We start from the raw sequence: 16,605 nt of genomic DNA, 5'->3' as shown, positions 1-16,605 counted from the left end.
AGAGTGAACATATTTTGTCTCCTTTCACCTGAGCCAACACGTCATTCCAGCCTTGTACATACGAAGTCAGAGCTTCTGGTTACCGTTCGGATTTTGAGTGACGTGAAAGGTGAAACGGAGGGCTTAAGCTACGAAGAAAGATCGGCGTCTTCAGGGCGGATACAAGCTTCCTCCGTTTCGTGTAACCGGTAGCTAACCAGCTACCGGTTCAAGATACAAGGGCGGATAAGCCTGCGTCATCCGCCGAAAAACTATTTCCCGCCCATCTGCTCAACCCCGGCGGCAGTCAACTCCGCAGGCGTTGCCCGGCCGCTGAAGTCCACCTCGAAATCGTCAGCGGCGAAGTCCGGCGGGGACTTACCTTCTACAAACGCCGGCCACTGGCGCTCCAGGTACGCGGCATTCTTCTCGCACCAGGGGGCTGCGGCGATATACATGACGTTACTGTCGAACTCGCCCAGATGTTCGTTTTCCACCGAGTGGATCACGTCGCAGTGCCAGAACACGGTGTCGCCAGCTTCCATATCCGGAATTGAGGAAATCCCTGTTAATAAAAGGGGATGCCACCGTTCGTTAATGGAGAGCGCGCGGCCCGGCCAGGCTTCGCAAAGCGAGTCTTCCGGCACGTCATCCTGCAGGGCACGCAGCAAAATATAGGCCATAGCATTGGCAATCGGCAGCAGGTTCAGCGTGCCGCCGTGTTTGCGCTGTGGGCTCAGTGCCGTCCAGCCCTGGAAGGTGCGGAACATGGAGCAGACCGCCGGGGAAGGGAACTCGCGGACTTCCGTGCGGCCTTCTGCGGCAAACGGGTTGTAGCTCTGCCAGTCGCCTGAAAAAACATGGCGGTAAACGTGGCGGAAGTTCTCATCCAGCCAGCGTTCTACGGAGCCGCCGTCAACGTGCGGGGAAAGGCCCAGTGAGGTGGAACGAGGCGGGCGGCGGCGCGTCCGGTCGGCGTAGCTCACCACGCGATCGGCATCAAAATGTTGTTTGCCGTTACTCTGCGTCTCCCACAAATTATTGAGGAACACCTGCACGGCTTTCATGCGTTCATGCTGGCGCGCTTCGACCTGCGGTTTTGACCAGTAAATACCGTAAATCTGCGGCTTACTGGCGGCAAGCGTGCCGAAATAGTTGTCTTCTGCTGCGTTCTTTAGCCTTTCGGTGAAGTTGTTTCTCGCAAGATAATTACCGATCTCTTCGTTCCAGGCGCGGGCCTGCTGCTCCGGGAAAACCCCTTTAACGGTGCAGCATCCGCGCTGGCGAATCAGGGCTTTTTGCTGCTCGCTAATGCGATTATGCACGATGTCATCGGCATGAATTTGCGGGACGGGGTTTTCTCCGCGATCCAGCTCGGAGCGAATAGCATCGATCTGGCGTTGCATGTCCTTTTCCAGCTCGGCGAACACCTGTTTGTAATGCGGCAGCTCTTTGCGAAGCTGTTGTTTAATCTGTCGAATCGTTTGCGGCAAATCATCGATGTTCAGGTTCATGGCGGGTTCCTCGTCGTCATTAGGTAAGAGGTTATTGATTTGTTGCGACAAAGTTAATATAGACTTTGGTAATCAAGTAAAACAGTGATGACTTTCAAATGAAAGTTCATGTTTTATGCGCAACAAAAAATATTTCTCTTTCCCTCTCGACAGATGATTTTTATTCAGGCTATTTTCTAAGCAGGCCACAACAGCGTGGCAGCGTCGCTCGGACGGTCCGGGCGCTTACGTAATCCAGAGGAATCTATGGCTGACACCAGTCCTGAACGCCGTTTTTCGCGTATCGATCGTCTTCCCCCGTATGTGTTTAATATCACCGCCGAGCTGAAAATGGCCGCGCGCCGCCGTGGCGAAGATATTATCGATTTCAGCATGGGTAACCCCGACGGCCCCACGCCACCGCATATCGTTGAAAAACTCTGTACTGTTGCCCAGCGTGACGACACGCACGGCTATTCCACCTCCCGGGGTATTCCACGTCTGCGCCGCGCGATTTCCCGCTGGTACAAAGACCGCTACGAAGTCGATATCGACCCGGAAAGTGAAGCGATTGTTACCATCGGCTCAAAAGAGGGGCTTGCGCACCTGATGCTGGCTACGCTCGATCATGGTGACACCGTGCTGGTGCCAAACCCGAGCTACCCGATTCATATCTACGGCGCGGTCATTGCCGGAGCGCAGGTGCGTTCCGTGCCGCTGGTGGAAGGCGTCGACTTCTTTAACGAGCTGGAACGCGCCATCCGCGAAAGCTATCCGAAGCCGAAGATGATGGTTTTAGGCTTCCCGTCTAACCCAACGTCGCAATGTGTGGAGCTGGAATTCTTTGAAAAGGTCGTGGCTCTGGCGAAGCGTTACGACGTGCTGGTGATCCACGATCTGGCCTACGCCGATATCGTATACGACGGCTGGAAAGCGCCGTCTATTATGCAGGTGCCCGGCGCGCGCGACGTGGCCGTCGAATTCTTCACGCTGTCAAAAAGCTATAACATGGCGGGCTGGCGCATTGGCTTTATGGTAGGTAACCAGCAGCTGGTAAGCGCGCTTGCGCGTATCAAGAGCTATCACGACTACGGCACGTTTACCCCGTTGCAGGTGGCGGCGATTGCCGCGCTGGAAGGGGATCAGCAGTGCGTGAAAGATATCGCCGAACAGTACAAGCGCCGCCGTGACGTGCTGGTCAAAGGGCTGCATGAAGCTGGCTGGATGGTGGAATGCCCGAAAGCTTCTATGTATGTGTGGGCCAAAATTCCAGAACAGTATGCGGCAATGGGGTCGCTGGAGTTTGCCAAGAAGTTGCTGCAGGACGCGAAAGTCTGCGTCTCGCCAGGTATCGGGTTTGGCGACTACGGTGATACCCACGTGCGATTTGCGCTGATTGAAAACCGCGACCGTATCCGGCAGGCGGTGCGGGGCATTAAATCCATGTTCCGTGCGGACGGGCTACTGCCTGCTATCACCAAAGCAGCAACGGATATCACCGGATAAAAACGCAAACAGGAGCCATCGGCTCCTGTTTTTATCACTGGCTGCGTGAAGATTAAATCATAATCACAAAAGTCCCGACCCACACCGCCAGAATGACCGAAAGACCCATCAGAAAATATTTCACTTCGCATTGCTCCGCGCGCGTTTGCGCACTTTAATCGCCAGATAAACCAGTATAGAAAAGTGAAACCGCTGAATGGGTATTTTGGGAATATCTTTACCCGTGCTTCACACTCTGTTTCATAGCCGAATATTGGCCAGCCGGCGCTAATGTACCCCCAGTTCTCGCAGCTTTACAAGAGGAGGTAGCCTCTGGCGTCTCCCCTTTTTTTAACTTTACATTTCACGGCGTAAGAGAATATTAAACCTGCTGAATTAAAAGGTTTTTATAGCATTATTCTGCATAAAAAGGGGCCTGGGTTTTGGCACAAAAAGGATCTCCCCACCGGAAGTGCCATTATTTAAGAATTTTGGCGCTGCGTCAGGAAGCTTACTGGGCCACAATAACTGATAGCAGTGAAAATATTCCTACCGTATTAATTTCTCAGCTGACTGATTATGTTTTGTCGGATGACGCGCTTACCCGACCTACGAAAAAAACACCTGTAACTGATTAAGCCGGAGCCGATGACTACAACGCACGAATCACACACGGATTCCCCACCGCAGACCACTTCGGTTCGTTTGCTTTTTGCCGCCCTGATGCTGGTGATGCTGCTTGCCGCGCTGGATCAAACCATCGTTTCCACGGCGCTGCCGACGATTGTCAGCGAGCTGGGCGGGCTGGAAAAACTCTCCTGGGTGGTCACGGCTTATCTACTTTCTTCAACGATTGTCGTACCGCTGTACGGTAAATTTGGCGATCTGCTCGGGCGAAAAATCGTTCTGCAAACGGCTATTGTCATCTTCCTGCTCGGCTCCGCGCTGTGCGGCCTGGCGCAGAATATGACGCAGCTTATCCTGATGCGCGCCCTGCAGGGCCTCGGCGGCGGCGGCCTGATGGTTGTCACTATGGCGGCGGTAGGGGACGTTATTCCTCCGGCGGATCGCGGTAAATACCAGGGGCTGTTTGGCGGGGTATTTGGGCTGGCGACGGTCATCGGGCCGCTGATTGGCGGCTTCCTGGTTGAGCACTTCTCCTGGCGCTGGATCTTCTATATCAACCTGCCGCTCGGGGTCTTTGCGCTGCTGGTGATCGGCGCGGTGCTGAAGCCGCAGACGGCGCGCATTCGCCACCAGATAGACTTCCTCGGCGCGGGCTATCTTGCCATCTCGCTGACCTGCCTGATCCTCTTTACCAGCCAGGGCGGCACCGTAATGGCGTGGTCCGATCCGCAGCTGTGGTGCATCTTTGCCTTCTTTGCCGTGACGCTCGGCGGGTTCATTTATGAAGAGCGGCTGGCCATCGAGCCGATCATCCCGCTGGGCCTGTTCCGCGACCGCACTTTCCTGCTCAGCTGCCTGATTGGCTTTATCATCGGGATGTCGCTGTTTGGCTCGATGACCTTCCTGCCGCTCTATTTGCAGGTGGTGAAATCGTCCACGCCGACGGAGGCGGGCATCCAGCTGCTGCCACTGATGGGCGGCCTGATGATCACCTCGATTATCAGCGGGCGCATCATCAGTAAAATTGGCCGCTACCGCATCTTCCCGATCGTCGGCACGCTGGTGACGTTTATTGCCATGGCGCTGCTGGGCACGCTGAAAATCGACTCGCCACTGCACACGCTCTATTTCTATATTGCGCTGCTCGGCTGCGGCCTGGGCATGGTGATGCAGGTGCTGATCCTCGCGGTGCAGAACAGCGTGGAGCAAAAGCTGATCGGCGTGGCAACCTCCAGCGCCACGCTGTTCCGCCAGATTGGCGGCTCGATTGGCGTGGCGGGCTTCGGCGCAATCTTCACGAACGTGCTGCAAACTAAGCTTATGGCGCTGATCCCACCGGATGTGCAGCTGCCGCGTCAGCTGGGCGCAAAAGCCGTGCATGAGCTGCCCGTCGCCCTGCGTAATGACTATCTTCAGGCGTTCGGCTCGGCTCTGCACTCGGTTTACATTATCGCCGCAGGCGTGGTGGTGCTGGCGTTTATTCTGTCATGGCTGATAAAGGACGTGCCGCTGCGTAAGTAATGCAGAAGTGTGCTAATTTTCTCAAAGGACTGAGGACAACGAGTAGTCAATGAGCATAACAATCGATTTAAACAGCGATCTGGGTGAGAGTTTCGGGCAGTGGACGATGGGCGATGACGCGGCGATTCTGAACGTGGTCAGCAGCGCGAACGTTGCCTGTGGATTTCACGCTGGTTCGCCTGCTGGCCTTCTCGAAACCCTTCGCGCCGCTCAGGCGCAGGGCGTGGCCGTTGGCGCTCACGTCTCTTACCCCGACCTCGTTGGTTTTGGCCGCCGCAGTATGGACATCGCCAGCGACGAGCTGACCGCCGACGTTATCTATCAGATAGGCGCGTTGCAGGGGCTGGCGCGGGCTGCCGGAACCTCCGTTCGTTATGTCAAACCGCACGGTGCGCTTTATAACACCATCGCTCATGACGAACGCCAGGCAGCGGCGGTCATTGACGGTATTCTGGCTGTCGATGCGAATCTGCCGCTGGTGGGGCTAGCCGGTTCAAAGATTCTTGAGTGGGCCGCGCAAAAAGGGCTGCGGGTAATCTCTGAAGCTTTTGCCGACCGCGCATATCACGCTGACGGCACTTTAGTTGCCCGCCGTGAACCAGGTTCGGTTATTCACGATCCGCAAACAGTTGCCCAGCGCATGCTCCAGCTCATCACCCAGGGCGGCATCAACTCTGTAGAAGGAACCTTCACCCCGATTCAGGCAGATTCTATTTGCGTGCATGGCGACACCCCCGGCGCGGTTGAAATGGCCCGCCGGGTGCGTCAGCTGCTGGAAGAGCAGGGGATTGTGGTGCAGAGTTTTATCGAATAACGCGAATAGACGAGCCGGGAGTTGTAGGGTGGATAAGCGCCAGCGCCATCCACCGGTTCCCCCGCCTGGTTCTTTGATTAACCTCTAAAAATCTCGCTCAAAATATTCAGCGACTTGCTGAACTGCGCATCCGGGATAGTCAGCGGGTACAGGAAGCGGATCACGTTGCCGTGAATGCCGCAGGTCAGCAGGATCAGGCTCTGCTCCATGGCGCGTTTCTGAATATCTTTCGCGATGTCAGCGCTCGGCTTACCGGTTTTCGGATCGTTAAACTCGACGGCGATCATCGAGCCGCGCCCGCGAACCTGTGCCACCGCCGGGTTACCCGCACCCTGAATAGTTTCGATTAGCTGGCTGCCGAGCATGTCGGCACGTTCGCACAGCTTCTCTTCAGCAATCACATCCAGCACCGCATGCGCCGCTGCAATGGCGACCGGGCTACCGGCATAGGTGCCGCCCAGGCCGCCCGGCGTTGGGCTGTCCATCACTTCGGCACGCCCGGACACCCCGGAAATCGGGAAGCCGCCGCCCATGCTTTTCGCCATGGTGATCAGGTCCGGCTTCGCGTCCGGGTAGTATTCGCTGGCAAACAGCCTGCCGGTACGGGCGAAGCCGCTCTGAATTTCATCGGCAACTAACAGAATGCCGTGTTGGTCGCACAGCTTGCGCAGCGCGCTGACAAACTCCGGCGGCGCAACGTTGAATCCGCCTTCGCCCTGGACGGGTTCAAAGACGATGGCGGCAACCTGCTGCGGGGCAATGTCGCAGTGGAAAATATCTTCAAGGCTGCTCAGCGAGTCTTCGACGCTCACGCCGTGCAGCGCATTCGGGTAGCGGGCATGGAACACGGAGCCAGGGAACGGGCCGAAGCCGGTTTTATAAGGCGCCACTTTGCCGGTCAACGCCAGCGTCATCAGCGTGCGGCCGTGGAAAGCGCCGGTAAAGGTAATGACGCCAGGGCGACCGGTGGCGGCGCGGGCAATCTTCACCGCGTTTTCTACGGCCTCCGCGCCGGTGGTGAAGAACGTCGTTTTTGCTTTGCCTTCAATCGGCACCAGGTCGTTCAGGCGTTCGGCCAGCGAAAGGTAGTTTTCGTATGGCAGGATCTGGAACGCGGTATGGGTGAAACACTCCAGCTGTTGCTGAACGGCGGCGATGATTTTCGGGTGGCGGTGCCCGGTATTCAGCACGGCAATGCCCGCAGCGAAGTCAATATACTCGCGGCCTTCGGTATCGGTGATGGTCGCGTTCTCGGCTTTCTTAACCATAAAATCACACATCGCGCCGACGCCGCGCGGGGTGGCATCAAGGCGGCGCTGCTGGAAGCTATTGTTGCTCATCTTTTTTTCCTTACACGTAGGGATCGGTTAGAGGATTAATTACACGCCAAGGCGATCGCGCAGCTTGTAGTAGACCGCGCCCATGGCGGTGAACGGAATTCGCAGGCTGCGGCCACCCGGGAACGGGTAGTGCGGCAGCCTGGCGAAGGCGTCGAAACGCTCGGCGTCACCGCGCAGCAGCTCGGCTATCAGGCGGCCCGCCAGATGCGTGCAGGTCACGCCGTGCCCGCTATAGCCCTGCATGTAGTAGATGTTGGTATCAAGACGGCCAAACTGCGGCATTCTTGAGAGCGTCAGCAGGAAGTTGCCGGTCCAGCGGTAGTCTATTTTCACGTCCTTCAGCTGCGGGAAGGTTTTCAGCAGATTTGGCATGACCAGACGCTCAATGTCCGCCGGGTCGCGCGCGCCATAGACCACGCCGCCGCCGTACAGCAGGCGGTTGTCGCCGGTCAGGCGGTAGTAGTCCAGCAGGTAGTTACAGTCTTCCACGCAGTAGTTTTTCGGGATCAGCGAGCGGGCCAGATCTTCACCCAGAGGCTCAGTGGTCAGCACCTGTGTGCCGCACGGCATGCTGCGCTTTGCCAGCTCCGGCTCAAGCTTATCGCCCAGGTAGGCGTTGCCCGCCACGATCACATATTTCGCCGTGACCTGGCCCTTTGCGGTACTGACGACGGCCGGGCTGGCGTGCTGAATGTTGGTGACCGGCGACTGCTCATAGACGCGGCCCCCGTTCAGGCGGATGGCATTTGCCTCGCCAATCGCAAGGTTTAGCGGATGGATATGGCCGCCGCTGTGGTCAAGCAGGCCGCCCACGTAGCGATCGCTATCCACTTCACGGCGCAGTTCGTCGGCGTCCAGCAGCTCCAGCTGGGTGTTGCCGTAGCGCTCCCAGTTGGCTTTCTGCTCTTCGAGGGTTTCCATCTGCCGGGAGTTCATGGCGACAAACAGGCCGCCCGGACGGTAGTCGCAGTCAATCTGATAGCGTTTGATGCGCTCGCGGATGATCTCCCCGCCTTCGAACATCATGTCGCCGAGTATTTTTGCGGCTTCCGGGCCGTAGGTGCGTTCGATGACGTCGATATCGCGGCTGTACGAGTTGACGAGCTGGCCGCCGTTGCGCCCGCTGGCGCCGAAGCCGATGCGGGCCGACTCTAGCAGCACAACGTCATAACCCATTTCCGACAGGTGCAGCGCCGAAGAAAGCCCGGTGTAGCCACCGCCGACGATGCACACGTCGCAGGATATCGGTTCGTCGAGCTGTGGGAAAGGCTCATACTGATTAGCGCTGGCGGCGTAATAGCTGGTGGTATGTTCAGTCATGATTAAGACTCCAGGGAGATCCAGATAGTTTTCAGTTCGGTAAATTTCTCCAGCGCATGCAGGGATTTATCGCGCCCGTTGCCGCTCTGCTTGTAGCCGCCGAACGGCACGGTCATGTCGCCGTCGTTATAGTTATTCACAAACACGGAGCCTGCTTTCAGGCGGCGGCTCATGCGGTGCGCGCGGGAAAGGTCGCGGGTCCAGACGGCGGCACCCAGGCCATAATCGCTGTCGTTAGCCAGCTTCAGCGCTTCGGCTTCGGAGGAGAAGCGGGTGATAACCAGCACCGGGCCGAAGATCTCATCGCGTCCTACGCGGGAATCCGAAGCCGTGTCGACAAAAATGGTGGGGCCGACGGCGGCGGGGTGTTTGCCATCACGTCCGTCCAGAACCAACTTGCCCTGGCTTTCACCGTCGCGGATAAAACTGTGCACGGTGTCGGCATGGGCGTTGTCAATCAGCGTGCCCATGGTGGTGTCCGGGTCGAGGGGGTTGTCCGGCTGCCAGCTCTTCGCCTGCTCCTTCAGCAGCGCAATAAACTCGTCGGCAATGCTCTCTTCCAGCAGCAGGCGGGTACCCGCGACGCATACCTGGCCCTGGTTGTAGAAAATGCCTGCGGCGGTGCCGGCGGCGGCACTTTGCAGATCCGGGCAGTCGGCGAAGACGATATTGGCACTTTTGCCACCGGCCTCCAGCCAGACGCGCTTCATGTTGCTGTCGCCCGCGTCTTTCAGCAGCTGTTTGCCCGTGCGGGTCGAACCGGTAAAGGTGATGACATCCACGTCCGGATGCAGGGACAGCGCCTGACCGGCCTCATGTCCAAAACCAGCAATGACGTTAAGTACGCCGTCCGGCAGGCCTGCCTCTTTGGCAAGCTGCGCCAGACGAATCGCGGTCAGCGGGGATTTTTCGGAGGGTTTAAGGATGACGCTGTTGCCTGTTGCCAGCGCCGGGCCGAGCTTCCAGCAGGCGAGCAACAGCGGGAAGTTCCACGGCACCACGGCTGCCACGACGCCAATCGGTTCACGCACGATCATCGCCAGCTCATTCACGCCGGTGGTGGCCACTTCGCCGTAAACTTTGTCGATGGCTTCCGCGTACCAGCGGATGGCGCGGGCGGCGCCTGGAATGTCATCACGCAGGCTATGGCGAACAGGCTTGCCGGTATCGAGCGTCTCCAGCAGCGCCAGCTCCTCGTGATGCTGCTCCATTAAATCTGCGAGCTTATTTAACACGGCTTTGCGTTTTGCCGGCGAGGCCTGCGACCAGTCGCCGCGTTCGAAAACCTCGCGAGCGGCTCGTACGGCTTTGTCCACGTCGGCTTTTTTACCCCGCGCAACCTGAGTCAGCGTACGTTGTGCGGCAGGATCGATGGTGTCGAAAGTGGTATTATCCTCAGCCTGACAATATTCGCCGTTAATAAACAGGCGGCCTTCAGGTGTGATATTTTTTGCTTTTTCCTGCCAGTAATTCAGATGCTGAAAGTCCATGATTACTCCTTAAATTCAATAAGATAAGAGGTCTTTCTCCGCGGCTGTCGGCAAAATCAGGTTGCAGGTTGCCCCAGGAAATAAATCCCGTAAAAAGCGTCTTTAAAAGTGGCCTGAGAACCTCAGGCCGAAAAGAAATCAGAACGTGGTGGGAGTATGGGCGCTGATAATGCGGCAGATGCCTGCCGAGGTGTTGCTGAAGCTGTGCGGTATGCCGGTGTTGATGGCATAACTTTGCCCTGCAACAAGGTGATATGTCTGGCCGTTGATGGTCAGGATCACTTCACCTTCCAGTATCGTGCCTATCTCTTCACCCTGGTGTTTGATCCTCTCCCCGGTAGTCGTGCCGGGTTGGTAAGTCTCGAAGATCATCGCCAGCGTACGGTTCGGATTCCCGTTATGTACCAGCTTCATTGAAACACCCTGACTGCCAATCTCAATCAGATCGTCCTGGTTGATAACGACCTGTGGCTCATCAGGTTTTTCCGGGTCCGCGAAGAACTCGGAGAGCGACAGCCCATAAACTTTCAGCAGCTTTTGTAGCGTACTGATTGCAGGACTGACTTTGTCCTGCTCTATGGTGCTGATGGCGCTATGCGTTAATCCAGACAGTTCGGCGGCACGACGTTGTGAAAGACCCAATTGCTGGCGGATCGCTGACAAACGTTTACCCGGCGCCAGGCCGTCATCGCTCATATTGGTATTTCCTTAACAGTAGTGGTCAGAGTCGCTGTTTTTCGGCGATATAGTTCTGACACGCGGTGATAAAACCTTCTAGCAATAAACGCGACAGGGCGTATTCGCTACTGTTCCATTCGGGGTGCCATTGTACACCAAGGGCAAAGGGGTGATCGTGAACGCTGACGGCTTCCACCAGACCATCTGGCGAACGTGCTTCCACACGCAGCAGTCGGCCCAGCGATTTCGCCCCTTGTCCATGAAGTGAGTTCACCCAAAACGAGTTGCAGCCTGGAATTAAGGTAGAGAGTAATCCTCCCTGTTGAACCTGGACTTCATGAGAGGGAGCGTACTGCCCCTCCATCGGGAGTTCGGGATCTTCCCGGTGTTCGAGAAACTCAGGCTGCTCGTGCAGGCGACGATACAGCGTTCCCCCCGTAGCAACCACCATTTCCTGCATACCCCTGCAGATGGCGAAAATGGGAATGCGCCTGTCAATCCCGGCGTTTATCAGCGCCAGGCTCAATTCGTCACGCCCGGGATCGGCGTCAGGCTCATCGCCGTTTTCACCATAGAGGTGCGGCTGCATATTGCTGGGGCTTCCCGGCAGGAAGATGCCATCAAGCTTCGGGAGCAGCGTATTGAGCAGCTCCGGCTCCGCCAGCACGTGGGGGAGAGCAACGGGCAGCCCACCGGCATTTAAAACTGCATTCAGGTACTTTTCTTGCAACGTCTGGGTCTCATGACCCTTAAGTGTGTTCCTGCACATCACGACACCAATAACTGGCCTGTCAAATATATTGTCCATGATCGACCTCACATGCTGGACTAAATTATTGCCAAAAGATTCCATTCTGCCCTGTTCCGTTCAATATTTTACCAATCTAGCAGTGAGATAACCTATTTGCAAACTCCACTTAACATTTGACAAACATTTAAATTGGCACCATTGTCGAAGAGTGGACATTATATTTAACGGCAAGCAAGCGAGCCGCATCCAAAGCAACGGTGGTGAATCATGGATACCAATATCGTAGAAGTTGAGAATTTCGTTCAGCAAACCGAGGAAAGACGAAGTAGCGCGTTCGCACGCGAAGTAAAGACCTACCTCGAGACCTATCCCAACACCCAGTATGTCGATGTTCTTATTACCGACCTGAACGGTGGCTTCAGGGGCAAACGTATCCCGGTTGCCAGCCTGCGTAAGATAGAGAAGGGGTGTTACTTCCCGGCCTCCGTCTTTGCAATGGATATTCTGGGCAACGTGGTGGAAGAAGCGGGGCTGGGCCAGGAGTTAGGTGAGCCGGATCGCAATTGTGTACCTATTCTTGGCACATTAACCCCCTCGGCAGCAGACCCGGAATTCATCGGCCAGATGATGCTGACCATGCTGGACGAAGATGGCGCTCCCTTTGACGTTGAGCCGCGGAACGTGCTTAATCGACTCTGGCAGCAGCTGCGCCAGCGCGGTCTGCACCCTGTGGTAGCGGTAGAGCTGGAGTTCTATTTACTGGATCGTCAGCGCGATGCCGAAGGTGACCTGCAGCCTCCGTGTGCGCCGGGAACCGAAGACCGCAACACGCAAAGCCAGGTCTACTCCGTCGATAACCTTAACCACTTCGCCGATGTGCTCAGCGATATCGACGAGCTGGGTCGCCTGCAGCTCATTCCCGCAGACGGCGCGGTCGCCGAAGCTTCGCCGGGGCAGTTCGAGATCAACCTGCACCACACTGATAATGTGCTGGATGCCTGCGACGATGCGCTGGCCCTCAAACGCCTGGTGCGTTCAGTGGCAGAAAAACATAAGATGCACGCCACCTTTATGGCTAAGCCGTATGAAGAGCATGCGGGTAGCGGGATGCACATTCATATCAGCATCCTGAATGGCAAAGGTGAGAACGTGCTGGCGGACGCCGATGGGGAAGACTCCGCGCTTCTCAAGCGTGCGCTTGCAGGCATGGTTGACTTGATGCCTGCATCGATTGCGATGCTGGCACCGAACGTTAACTCCTACCGTCGTTTCCAGCCGGGTATGTATGTGCCAACGCAGGCTTCATGGGGGCATAACAACCGTACCGTCGCGCTGCGCATCCCTTGTGGGGATCGTGATAATCATCGAGTCGAGTACCGCGTGGCGGGTGCTGATGCCAACCCGTATCTGGTTATGGCAACCATTCTGGCGGGCATTCTGCACGGCCTGGATAACGAGCTGCCGTTACAGGAAGAGGTTGAAGGTAACGGACTGGAGCAGGAAGGTCTGCCGTTCCCTATTCGTCAGAGCGATGCGCTGTGGGAATTCACCCAGAACGACCATTTACGCGAGCTGTTAGGGGAGCGTTTTGTGCACGTTTTCCACGCCTGTAAGAACGATGAGCTGATCCAGTTTGAGCGGATGATCACAGAAACCGAAATTGAGTGGATGTTGAAAAACGCCTGAGTAAAGCCCTGCCGGGGGCCGCCCGGCTGAAAATAATAAGCAGCATCATAAGGTCTGAGCGGAGCCGGACCGCGAACTTTGCAGGATTAACCTGCCATTTCCCTGAATCGCAAAACGGACAGCACGCGGCGACGGGTCTTCAGTTAAACGACAAATTGTATGACGAGGATGGAAATGATGCAGATGTTCAAATACCCGCACGGCGAGGGCGAATGCCGCAGCCGTATTGACTACGACGGACCTGTTGTCGAACGCAGCCCGATTTTTATCCTTCTGGATCCACGCTTTACCCCCAGCCTGAGCAGGTTTGCTAAAACGACGATATCATTGCAAACCTCCACGTGCATGGGGGGACTTTGCGATGGCGACTAACTCCTCTGTGGAAAACCCAACGCAGGCGGGAAAACCGCAGCTGCGCAAATCTTTAAAACTCTGGCAGGTGGTGATGATGGGGCTGGCCTATCTCACGCCAATGACGGTGTTTGATACCTTCGGGATTGTGTCCGGCATCAGCGACGGCCACGTCCCGGCGTCCTACCTGCTTGCGCTGGCGGGCGTGCTGTTTACCGCCATCAGCTACGGCAAGCTGGTGCGGCAGTTTCCGCAGGCCGGTTCTGCCTATACTTACGCTCAGAAAGCTATTAGCCCCCACGTTGGTTTTATGGTGGGCTGGTCATCGCTGCTCGATTATCTGTTCCTGCCGATGATTAACGTCCTGCTGGCGAAAATCTATCTGTCGGCCCTGTTCCCGGAAGTGCCGCCATGGGTATGGGTGGTGGGCTTCGTGGCGATCCTCACCGCGGCCAACCTGAAAAGCGTTAACCTGGTGGCGAACTTCAACACGCTGTTCGTGCTGGTGCAAATTTGCATCATGGTGGTATTTATTTTCCTCGTCGTGCAGGGACTGCATAGAGGAGAGGGCGTAGGCACCGTCTGGTCGCTACAGCCTTTTGTCAGCCAGAATGCGCATCTCGTCCCGATTATCACGGGGGCAACAATAGTCTGCTTCTCGTTCCTTGGGTTCGATGCGGTCACGACGCTGTCAGAAGAGACCCCGGACGCGGCGCGCACCATCCCTAAGGCTATCTTCCTGACCGCGGTCTACGGCGGGATTATATTTATCGCGGCGTCGTTCTTTATGCAGCTATTTTTCCCTGACATCAGCCGCTTCAAGAACCCGGACGCGGCGCTGCCGGAGATCGCCCTGTATGTCGGCGGTAAGCTGTTCCAGTCAATCTTCCTGTGTACGACGTTTGTGAATACGCTGGCTTCAGGCCTTGCCTCTCACGCCAGCGTTTCACGGCTGTTGTATGTCATGGGACGCGATAACGTCTTCCCGGAAAAATATTTCGGCTACGTTCACCCGAAATGGCGCACGCCGGCCCTCAACGTGCTGATGGTTGGCGTGGTGGCGCTTTCCGCGCTGTTCTTCGATCTGGTGACCGCAACCGCACTGATTAACTTCGGCGCGCTGGTGGCATTTACCTTCGTGAACATCTCGGTTATCAACCACTTCTGGCGCCGTGAAGGGCGCAACAAAACCTGGAAGGATAAATTCCACTATCTGATCCTGCCGCTCACCGGCGCAATAACGGTGGCAGTGCTGTGGATTAACCTTGAATCAACATCGTTAACGCTGGGCCTGGTCTGGGCCGCGGTGGGCCTGTGCTATCTGGCTTATCTGACAGGTCTGTTCCGCAAGCCCCCTCCGCAGTTCGATGCCGCCAAGGCTGAGCGAGCCTGGGAGTAAGTTGACGGCATTTATGTACAAGCGGGCTGCCTTTGGGCGGCCCGTTTTGAATCTTTTCTCCGTATTTTGGCTGGCAGCATTATCTGATACATCGACTTGTCACGGTGTGCCAGGCTGACTTTAGCTAACCGGAACGGAGAGAACGACTCAATGATCACATTATGCAAAACCTGCGGAACATCTTACGAAACCGCAGGTTCCCATCCAGAGCATTGCAAAATCTGTGAAGATGAGCGGCAGTATGTGCCCGTCGCGGGGCAGCAATGGGTCGAGCCTGATGCCCTTTTGGCTACGCATACGAATAAGTGGAAACAGCACGAGAAAAACCTGTTTAGCCTCCTGGCCGTGCCATCTTTTGCGATTAATCAGCGTGCTTTTATCCTGCGAACGCCGGAAGGCAACATCATGTGGGACTGTATCGCCACTCTCGACGACGCCACGAAAACGCTGATTTCTTCACTTGGCGGCCTAAACGCTATCGCGATATCACATCCTCATTACTACACCACGATGCAGGACTGGGCCGAAGAGTTTGACGCCCCGATTTACCTCCATGCCAGTGACCGCGAGTGGATCATGCGCGACAGCCCGCATATTACGCTTTGGGAAGGGGACAGTCTTAAACTGACCGGTGATGTCACCCTGATACGTCTTGGTGGGCACTTCGCCGGCGGCAGCGTTCTTCACTGGGAGCAAGGTGAGGGGATTTTGCTTTCCGGGGATATTCTTCAGGTCACTCCGGGGGCGGACGGCGTGTCGTTCATGTGGAGCTACCCTAATATGCTGCCATTGTCAGCGGCGACGGTCAGTGACATGACACAGCGGCTGAGCGGCGTGAAATTTATGAAGCTCTACGGCGCGTTCGAAGGCAAGGATATAACGGGGAGGGCGGACGAGATCGTGCGGCGTTCCGGAGAGACTTATATTCGCTGTCTCAGGTGAGTGCCGTAATGCCCGGTGAACCCATTCACGGTGTAAGTGGCTGCCACCTCTGGTTTTTCAGCTTCGCAGGCCCGGCCGGCCTTGGGTTTCGGCATAATTAGTGGCCATGAGTATGCCGAGGGAGAAGTCCGTTAAGACGCAGAAACGCCCGGAGCATGAGGCTACCGGGCGCTGCTGCGAGGGTAAAAAATGGCGATATAACAGGGGGGGCAGGGCTCAGATAACACTGTTGCAAACAGCTCCGGGACCTGGCTATCTTCCTGCTTGCAACAGTGCCATAAGAAACGCCTTCAGGCTGAGTGACGGATTGAGGAACGACGCACGGCCTGTGGAGGGCGTTCTGCAATCTGACGCACAGGTTTTTTCCCTGATGACCCGGCCAGTAACTTTCGGGCTTTGCGCATTAGCGCACGCATTTTCATTATTGTTTTCATTCTTCCTTCCTTCCGCTAATGACGTTCATTCGGCTTTGAATAGAGCGTAGCCCGGGCATGTATAAACTGGGTCTGCTCGAGGTTTGACAGCTGATACCCCGCAGCTCCTGCATCGAGCGTTTCACGAATAGCTTCACGCTCCAGCTCATCGGCGGATGCAACCCAGTCAATCGATAATGTTCTGACCGGAACGAGCGCCGACTTTTCTTCCTCAGTCAAACCATCTTGCAGGATCACCGGGCCGTGATGCCCAGGGGTGAATATGGCCATAATGTCGCGTATTAAATTTTTCATG

Annotated in this window: 16 protein-coding genes; 7 read left to right on the top strand and 9 right to left on the bottom strand. The window is 56.3% G+C overall.

The genetic code is table 11. The annotated features are described in order from the left end of the window. Positions 1 to 251: 251 nt before the first annotated feature. Positions 252 to 1,493, bottom strand: coding sequence for a DUF1479 domain-containing protein (locus tag HYQ67_RS08380; RefSeq protein ID WP_202303242.1), 1,242 nt, complete (start codon positions 1,491 to 1,493; stop codon positions 252 to 254). A 246-nt stretch (positions 1,494 to 1,739) separates the two neighbouring features. On the opposite strand from HYQ67_RS08380, the gene alaC reads away from it, so the two are divergent. Then, positions 1,740 to 2,978 (top strand): alanine transaminase, encoded by a 1,239-nt coding sequence (alaC, locus tag HYQ67_RS08375; RefSeq protein WP_202303241.1) that lies wholly within the window; start codon positions 1,740 to 1,742, stop codon positions 2,976 to 2,978. A 52-nt stretch (positions 2,979 to 3,030) separates the two neighbouring features. Here alaC and ypdK read toward each other — a convergent pair whose 3' ends face one another. Further along, positions 3,031 to 3,102, bottom strand: a complete 72-nt coding sequence (ypdK, locus tag HYQ67_RS24370) for a membrane protein YpdK (RefSeq protein WP_408626250.1) — start codon at positions 3,100 to 3,102, stop codon at positions 3,031 to 3,033. Positions 3,103 to 3,605: 503 nt separating this feature from the next. Between ypdK and HYQ67_RS08365 the strand changes: the two genes are divergently transcribed. Beyond that, positions 3,606 to 5,105 (top strand): MDR family MFS transporter, encoded by a 1,500-nt coding sequence (locus tag HYQ67_RS08365; RefSeq protein ID WP_202303240.1) that lies wholly within the window; start codon positions 3,606 to 3,608, stop codon positions 5,103 to 5,105. Positions 5,106 to 5,154: 49 nt separating this feature from the next. Then, positions 5,155 to 5,919 carry a LamB/YcsF family protein gene (locus HYQ67_RS08360; protein ID WP_202303239.1) on the top strand — a complete coding sequence of 255 codons (765 nt, stop codon included), beginning with the start codon at positions 5,155 to 5,157 and terminating at the stop codon, positions 5,917 to 5,919. Positions 5,920 to 5,996: 77 nt separating this feature from the next. On the opposite strand, the gene HYQ67_RS08355 is transcribed toward HYQ67_RS08360, so the two are convergent. The 5 genes from HYQ67_RS08355 to puuD all read right to left on the bottom strand — a co-directional run bounded on the left by HYQ67_RS08355 (position 5,997) and on the right by puuD (position 11,555). Then, the gene (locus tag HYQ67_RS08355) at positions 5,997 to 7,259 is read right to left on the bottom strand and encodes a 4-aminobutyrate--2-oxoglutarate transaminase (RefSeq protein ID WP_202303238.1); all 1,263 of its coding nucleotides are present in this window, start codon (positions 7,257 to 7,259) and stop codon (positions 5,997 to 5,999) included. Between the two features lie 39 nt (positions 7,260 to 7,298). Beyond that, complete coding sequence (locus tag HYQ67_RS08350) at positions 7,299 to 8,579, bottom strand: NAD(P)/FAD-dependent oxidoreductase (protein WP_202303236.1); 1,281 nt, start codon at positions 8,577 to 8,579, stop codon at positions 7,299 to 7,301. 2 nt (positions 8,580 to 8,581) lie between these two features. Then, complete coding sequence (gene puuC / locus HYQ67_RS08345) at positions 8,582 to 10,069, bottom strand: aldehyde dehydrogenase PuuC (RefSeq protein WP_202303234.1); 1,488 nt, start codon at positions 10,067 to 10,069, stop codon at positions 8,582 to 8,584. Positions 10,070 to 10,207: 138 nt separating this feature from the next. Then, entirely contained in the window at positions 10,208 to 10,765 is a 558-nt protein-coding gene (puuR, locus tag HYQ67_RS08340) for an HTH-type transcriptional regulator PuuR (RefSeq protein ID WP_034459270.1), read from the bottom strand. A 25-nt stretch (positions 10,766 to 10,790) separates the two neighbouring features. Beyond that, positions 10,791 to 11,555 (bottom strand): gamma-glutamyl-gamma-aminobutyrate hydrolase, encoded by a 765-nt coding sequence (gene puuD / locus HYQ67_RS08335; RefSeq protein ID WP_202303232.1) that lies wholly within the window; start codon positions 11,553 to 11,555, stop codon positions 10,791 to 10,793. Between the two features lie 210 nt (positions 11,556 to 11,765). Between puuD and HYQ67_RS08330 the strand changes: the two genes are divergently transcribed. The 4 genes from HYQ67_RS08330 to HYQ67_RS08315 all read left to right on the top strand — a co-directional run bounded on the left by HYQ67_RS08330 (position 11,766) and on the right by HYQ67_RS08315 (position 15,876). Next, on the top strand, positions 11,766 to 13,184 hold the full coding sequence (locus HYQ67_RS08330) for a glutamine synthetase family protein (protein WP_202303230.1): 1,419 nt from the start codon (positions 11,766 to 11,768) through the stop codon (positions 13,182 to 13,184). A gap of 174 nt (positions 13,185 to 13,358) precedes the next feature. Next, positions 13,359 to 13,556, top strand: coding sequence for a hypothetical protein (locus tag HYQ67_RS08325; protein WP_202303228.1), 198 nt, complete (start codon positions 13,359 to 13,361; stop codon positions 13,554 to 13,556). Next, positions 13,546 to 14,934, top strand: a complete 1,389-nt coding sequence (locus tag HYQ67_RS08320) for an APC family permease (RefSeq protein WP_202303226.1) — start codon at positions 13,546 to 13,548, stop codon at positions 14,932 to 14,934. The genes HYQ67_RS08325 and HYQ67_RS08320 overlap by 11 nt, the downstream gene beginning before the upstream one ends. A 150-nt stretch (positions 14,935 to 15,084) precedes the next feature. Beyond that, the gene (locus HYQ67_RS08315; RefSeq protein WP_202303224.1) at positions 15,085 to 15,876 is read left to right on the top strand and encodes an MBL fold metallo-hydrolase; all 792 of its coding nucleotides are present in this window, start codon (positions 15,085 to 15,087) and stop codon (positions 15,874 to 15,876) included. A 290-nt stretch (positions 15,877 to 16,166) separates the two neighbouring features. On the opposite strand, the gene HYQ67_RS08310 is transcribed toward HYQ67_RS08315, so the two are convergent. Both HYQ67_RS08310 and HYQ67_RS08305 read right to left on the bottom strand, forming a co-directional pair. Next, positions 16,167 to 16,310, bottom strand: a complete 144-nt coding sequence (locus HYQ67_RS08310; protein WP_202303222.1) for a hypothetical protein — start codon at positions 16,308 to 16,310, stop codon at positions 16,167 to 16,169. Positions 16,311 to 16,325: 15 nt separating this feature from the next. Continuing rightward, positions 16,326 to 16,604 (bottom strand): DUF1471 domain-containing protein, encoded by a 279-nt coding sequence (locus HYQ67_RS08305; protein ID WP_202303220.1) that lies wholly within the window; start codon positions 16,602 to 16,604, stop codon positions 16,326 to 16,328. Position 16,605: the final 1 nt, after the last annotated feature.

The sequence above is a fragment of the Dryocola clanedunensis subsp. sulfonylureivorans genome (assembly GCF_016756775.1).
In the GTDB taxonomy this organism is placed as follows: Bacteria; Pseudomonadota; Gammaproteobacteria; order Enterobacterales; family Enterobacteriaceae; genus Dryocola; species Dryocola clanedunensis.
Note: the sequence above shows the minus strand (reverse complement) of the source record. Positions and strands in the feature narration are given on the sequence as shown.

Coding starts and splice junctions, on each gene's coding strand:
- HYQ67_RS08355 (WP_202303238.1), bottom strand. CDS start 7,259: ATGAGCAACAATAGCTTCCAGCAGCGCCGCCTTGATGCCACCCCGCGC.
- HYQ67_RS08315 (WP_202303224.1), top strand. CDS start 15,085: ATGATCACATTATGCAAAACCTGCGGAACATCTTACGAAACCGCAGGT.
- puuD (WP_202303232.1), bottom strand. CDS start 11,555: ATGGACAATATATTTGACAGGCCAGTTATTGGTGTCGTGATGTGCAGG.
- puuC (WP_202303234.1), bottom strand. CDS start 10,069: ATGGACTTTCAGCATCTGAATTACTGGCAGGAAAAAGCAAAAAATATC.
- HYQ67_RS08325 (WP_202303228.1), top strand. CDS start 13,359: ATGATGCAGATGTTCAAATACCCGCACGGCGAGGGCGAATGCCGCAGC.
- HYQ67_RS08320 (WP_202303226.1), top strand. CDS start 13,546: ATGGCGACTAACTCCTCTGTGGAAAACCCAACGCAGGCGGGAAAACCG.
- HYQ67_RS08310 (WP_202303222.1), bottom strand. CDS start 16,310: ATGAAAACAATAATGAAAATGCGTGCGCTAATGCGCAAAGCCCGAAAG.
- HYQ67_RS08350 (WP_202303236.1), bottom strand. CDS start 8,579: ATGACTGAACATACCACCAGCTATTACGCCGCCAGCGCTAATCAGTAT.
- HYQ67_RS08365 (WP_202303240.1), top strand. CDS start 3,606: ATGACTACAACGCACGAATCACACACGGATTCCCCACCGCAGACCACT.
- HYQ67_RS08380 (WP_202303242.1), bottom strand. CDS start 1,493: ATGAACCTGAACATCGATGATTTGCCGCAAACGATTCGACAGATTAAA.
- puuR (WP_034459270.1), bottom strand. CDS start 10,765: ATGAGCGATGACGGCCTGGCGCCGGGTAAACGTTTGTCAGCGATCCGC.
- alaC (WP_202303241.1), top strand. CDS start 1,740: ATGGCTGACACCAGTCCTGAACGCCGTTTTTCGCGTATCGATCGTCTT.
- HYQ67_RS08360 (WP_202303239.1), top strand. CDS start 5,155: ATGAGCATAACAATCGATTTAAACAGCGATCTGGGTGAGAGTTTCGGG.
- HYQ67_RS08305 (WP_202303220.1), bottom strand. CDS start 16,604: ATGAAAAATTTAATACGCGACATTATGGCCATATTCACCCCTGGGCAT.
- HYQ67_RS08330 (WP_202303230.1), top strand. CDS start 11,766: ATGGATACCAATATCGTAGAAGTTGAGAATTTCGTTCAGCAAACCGAG.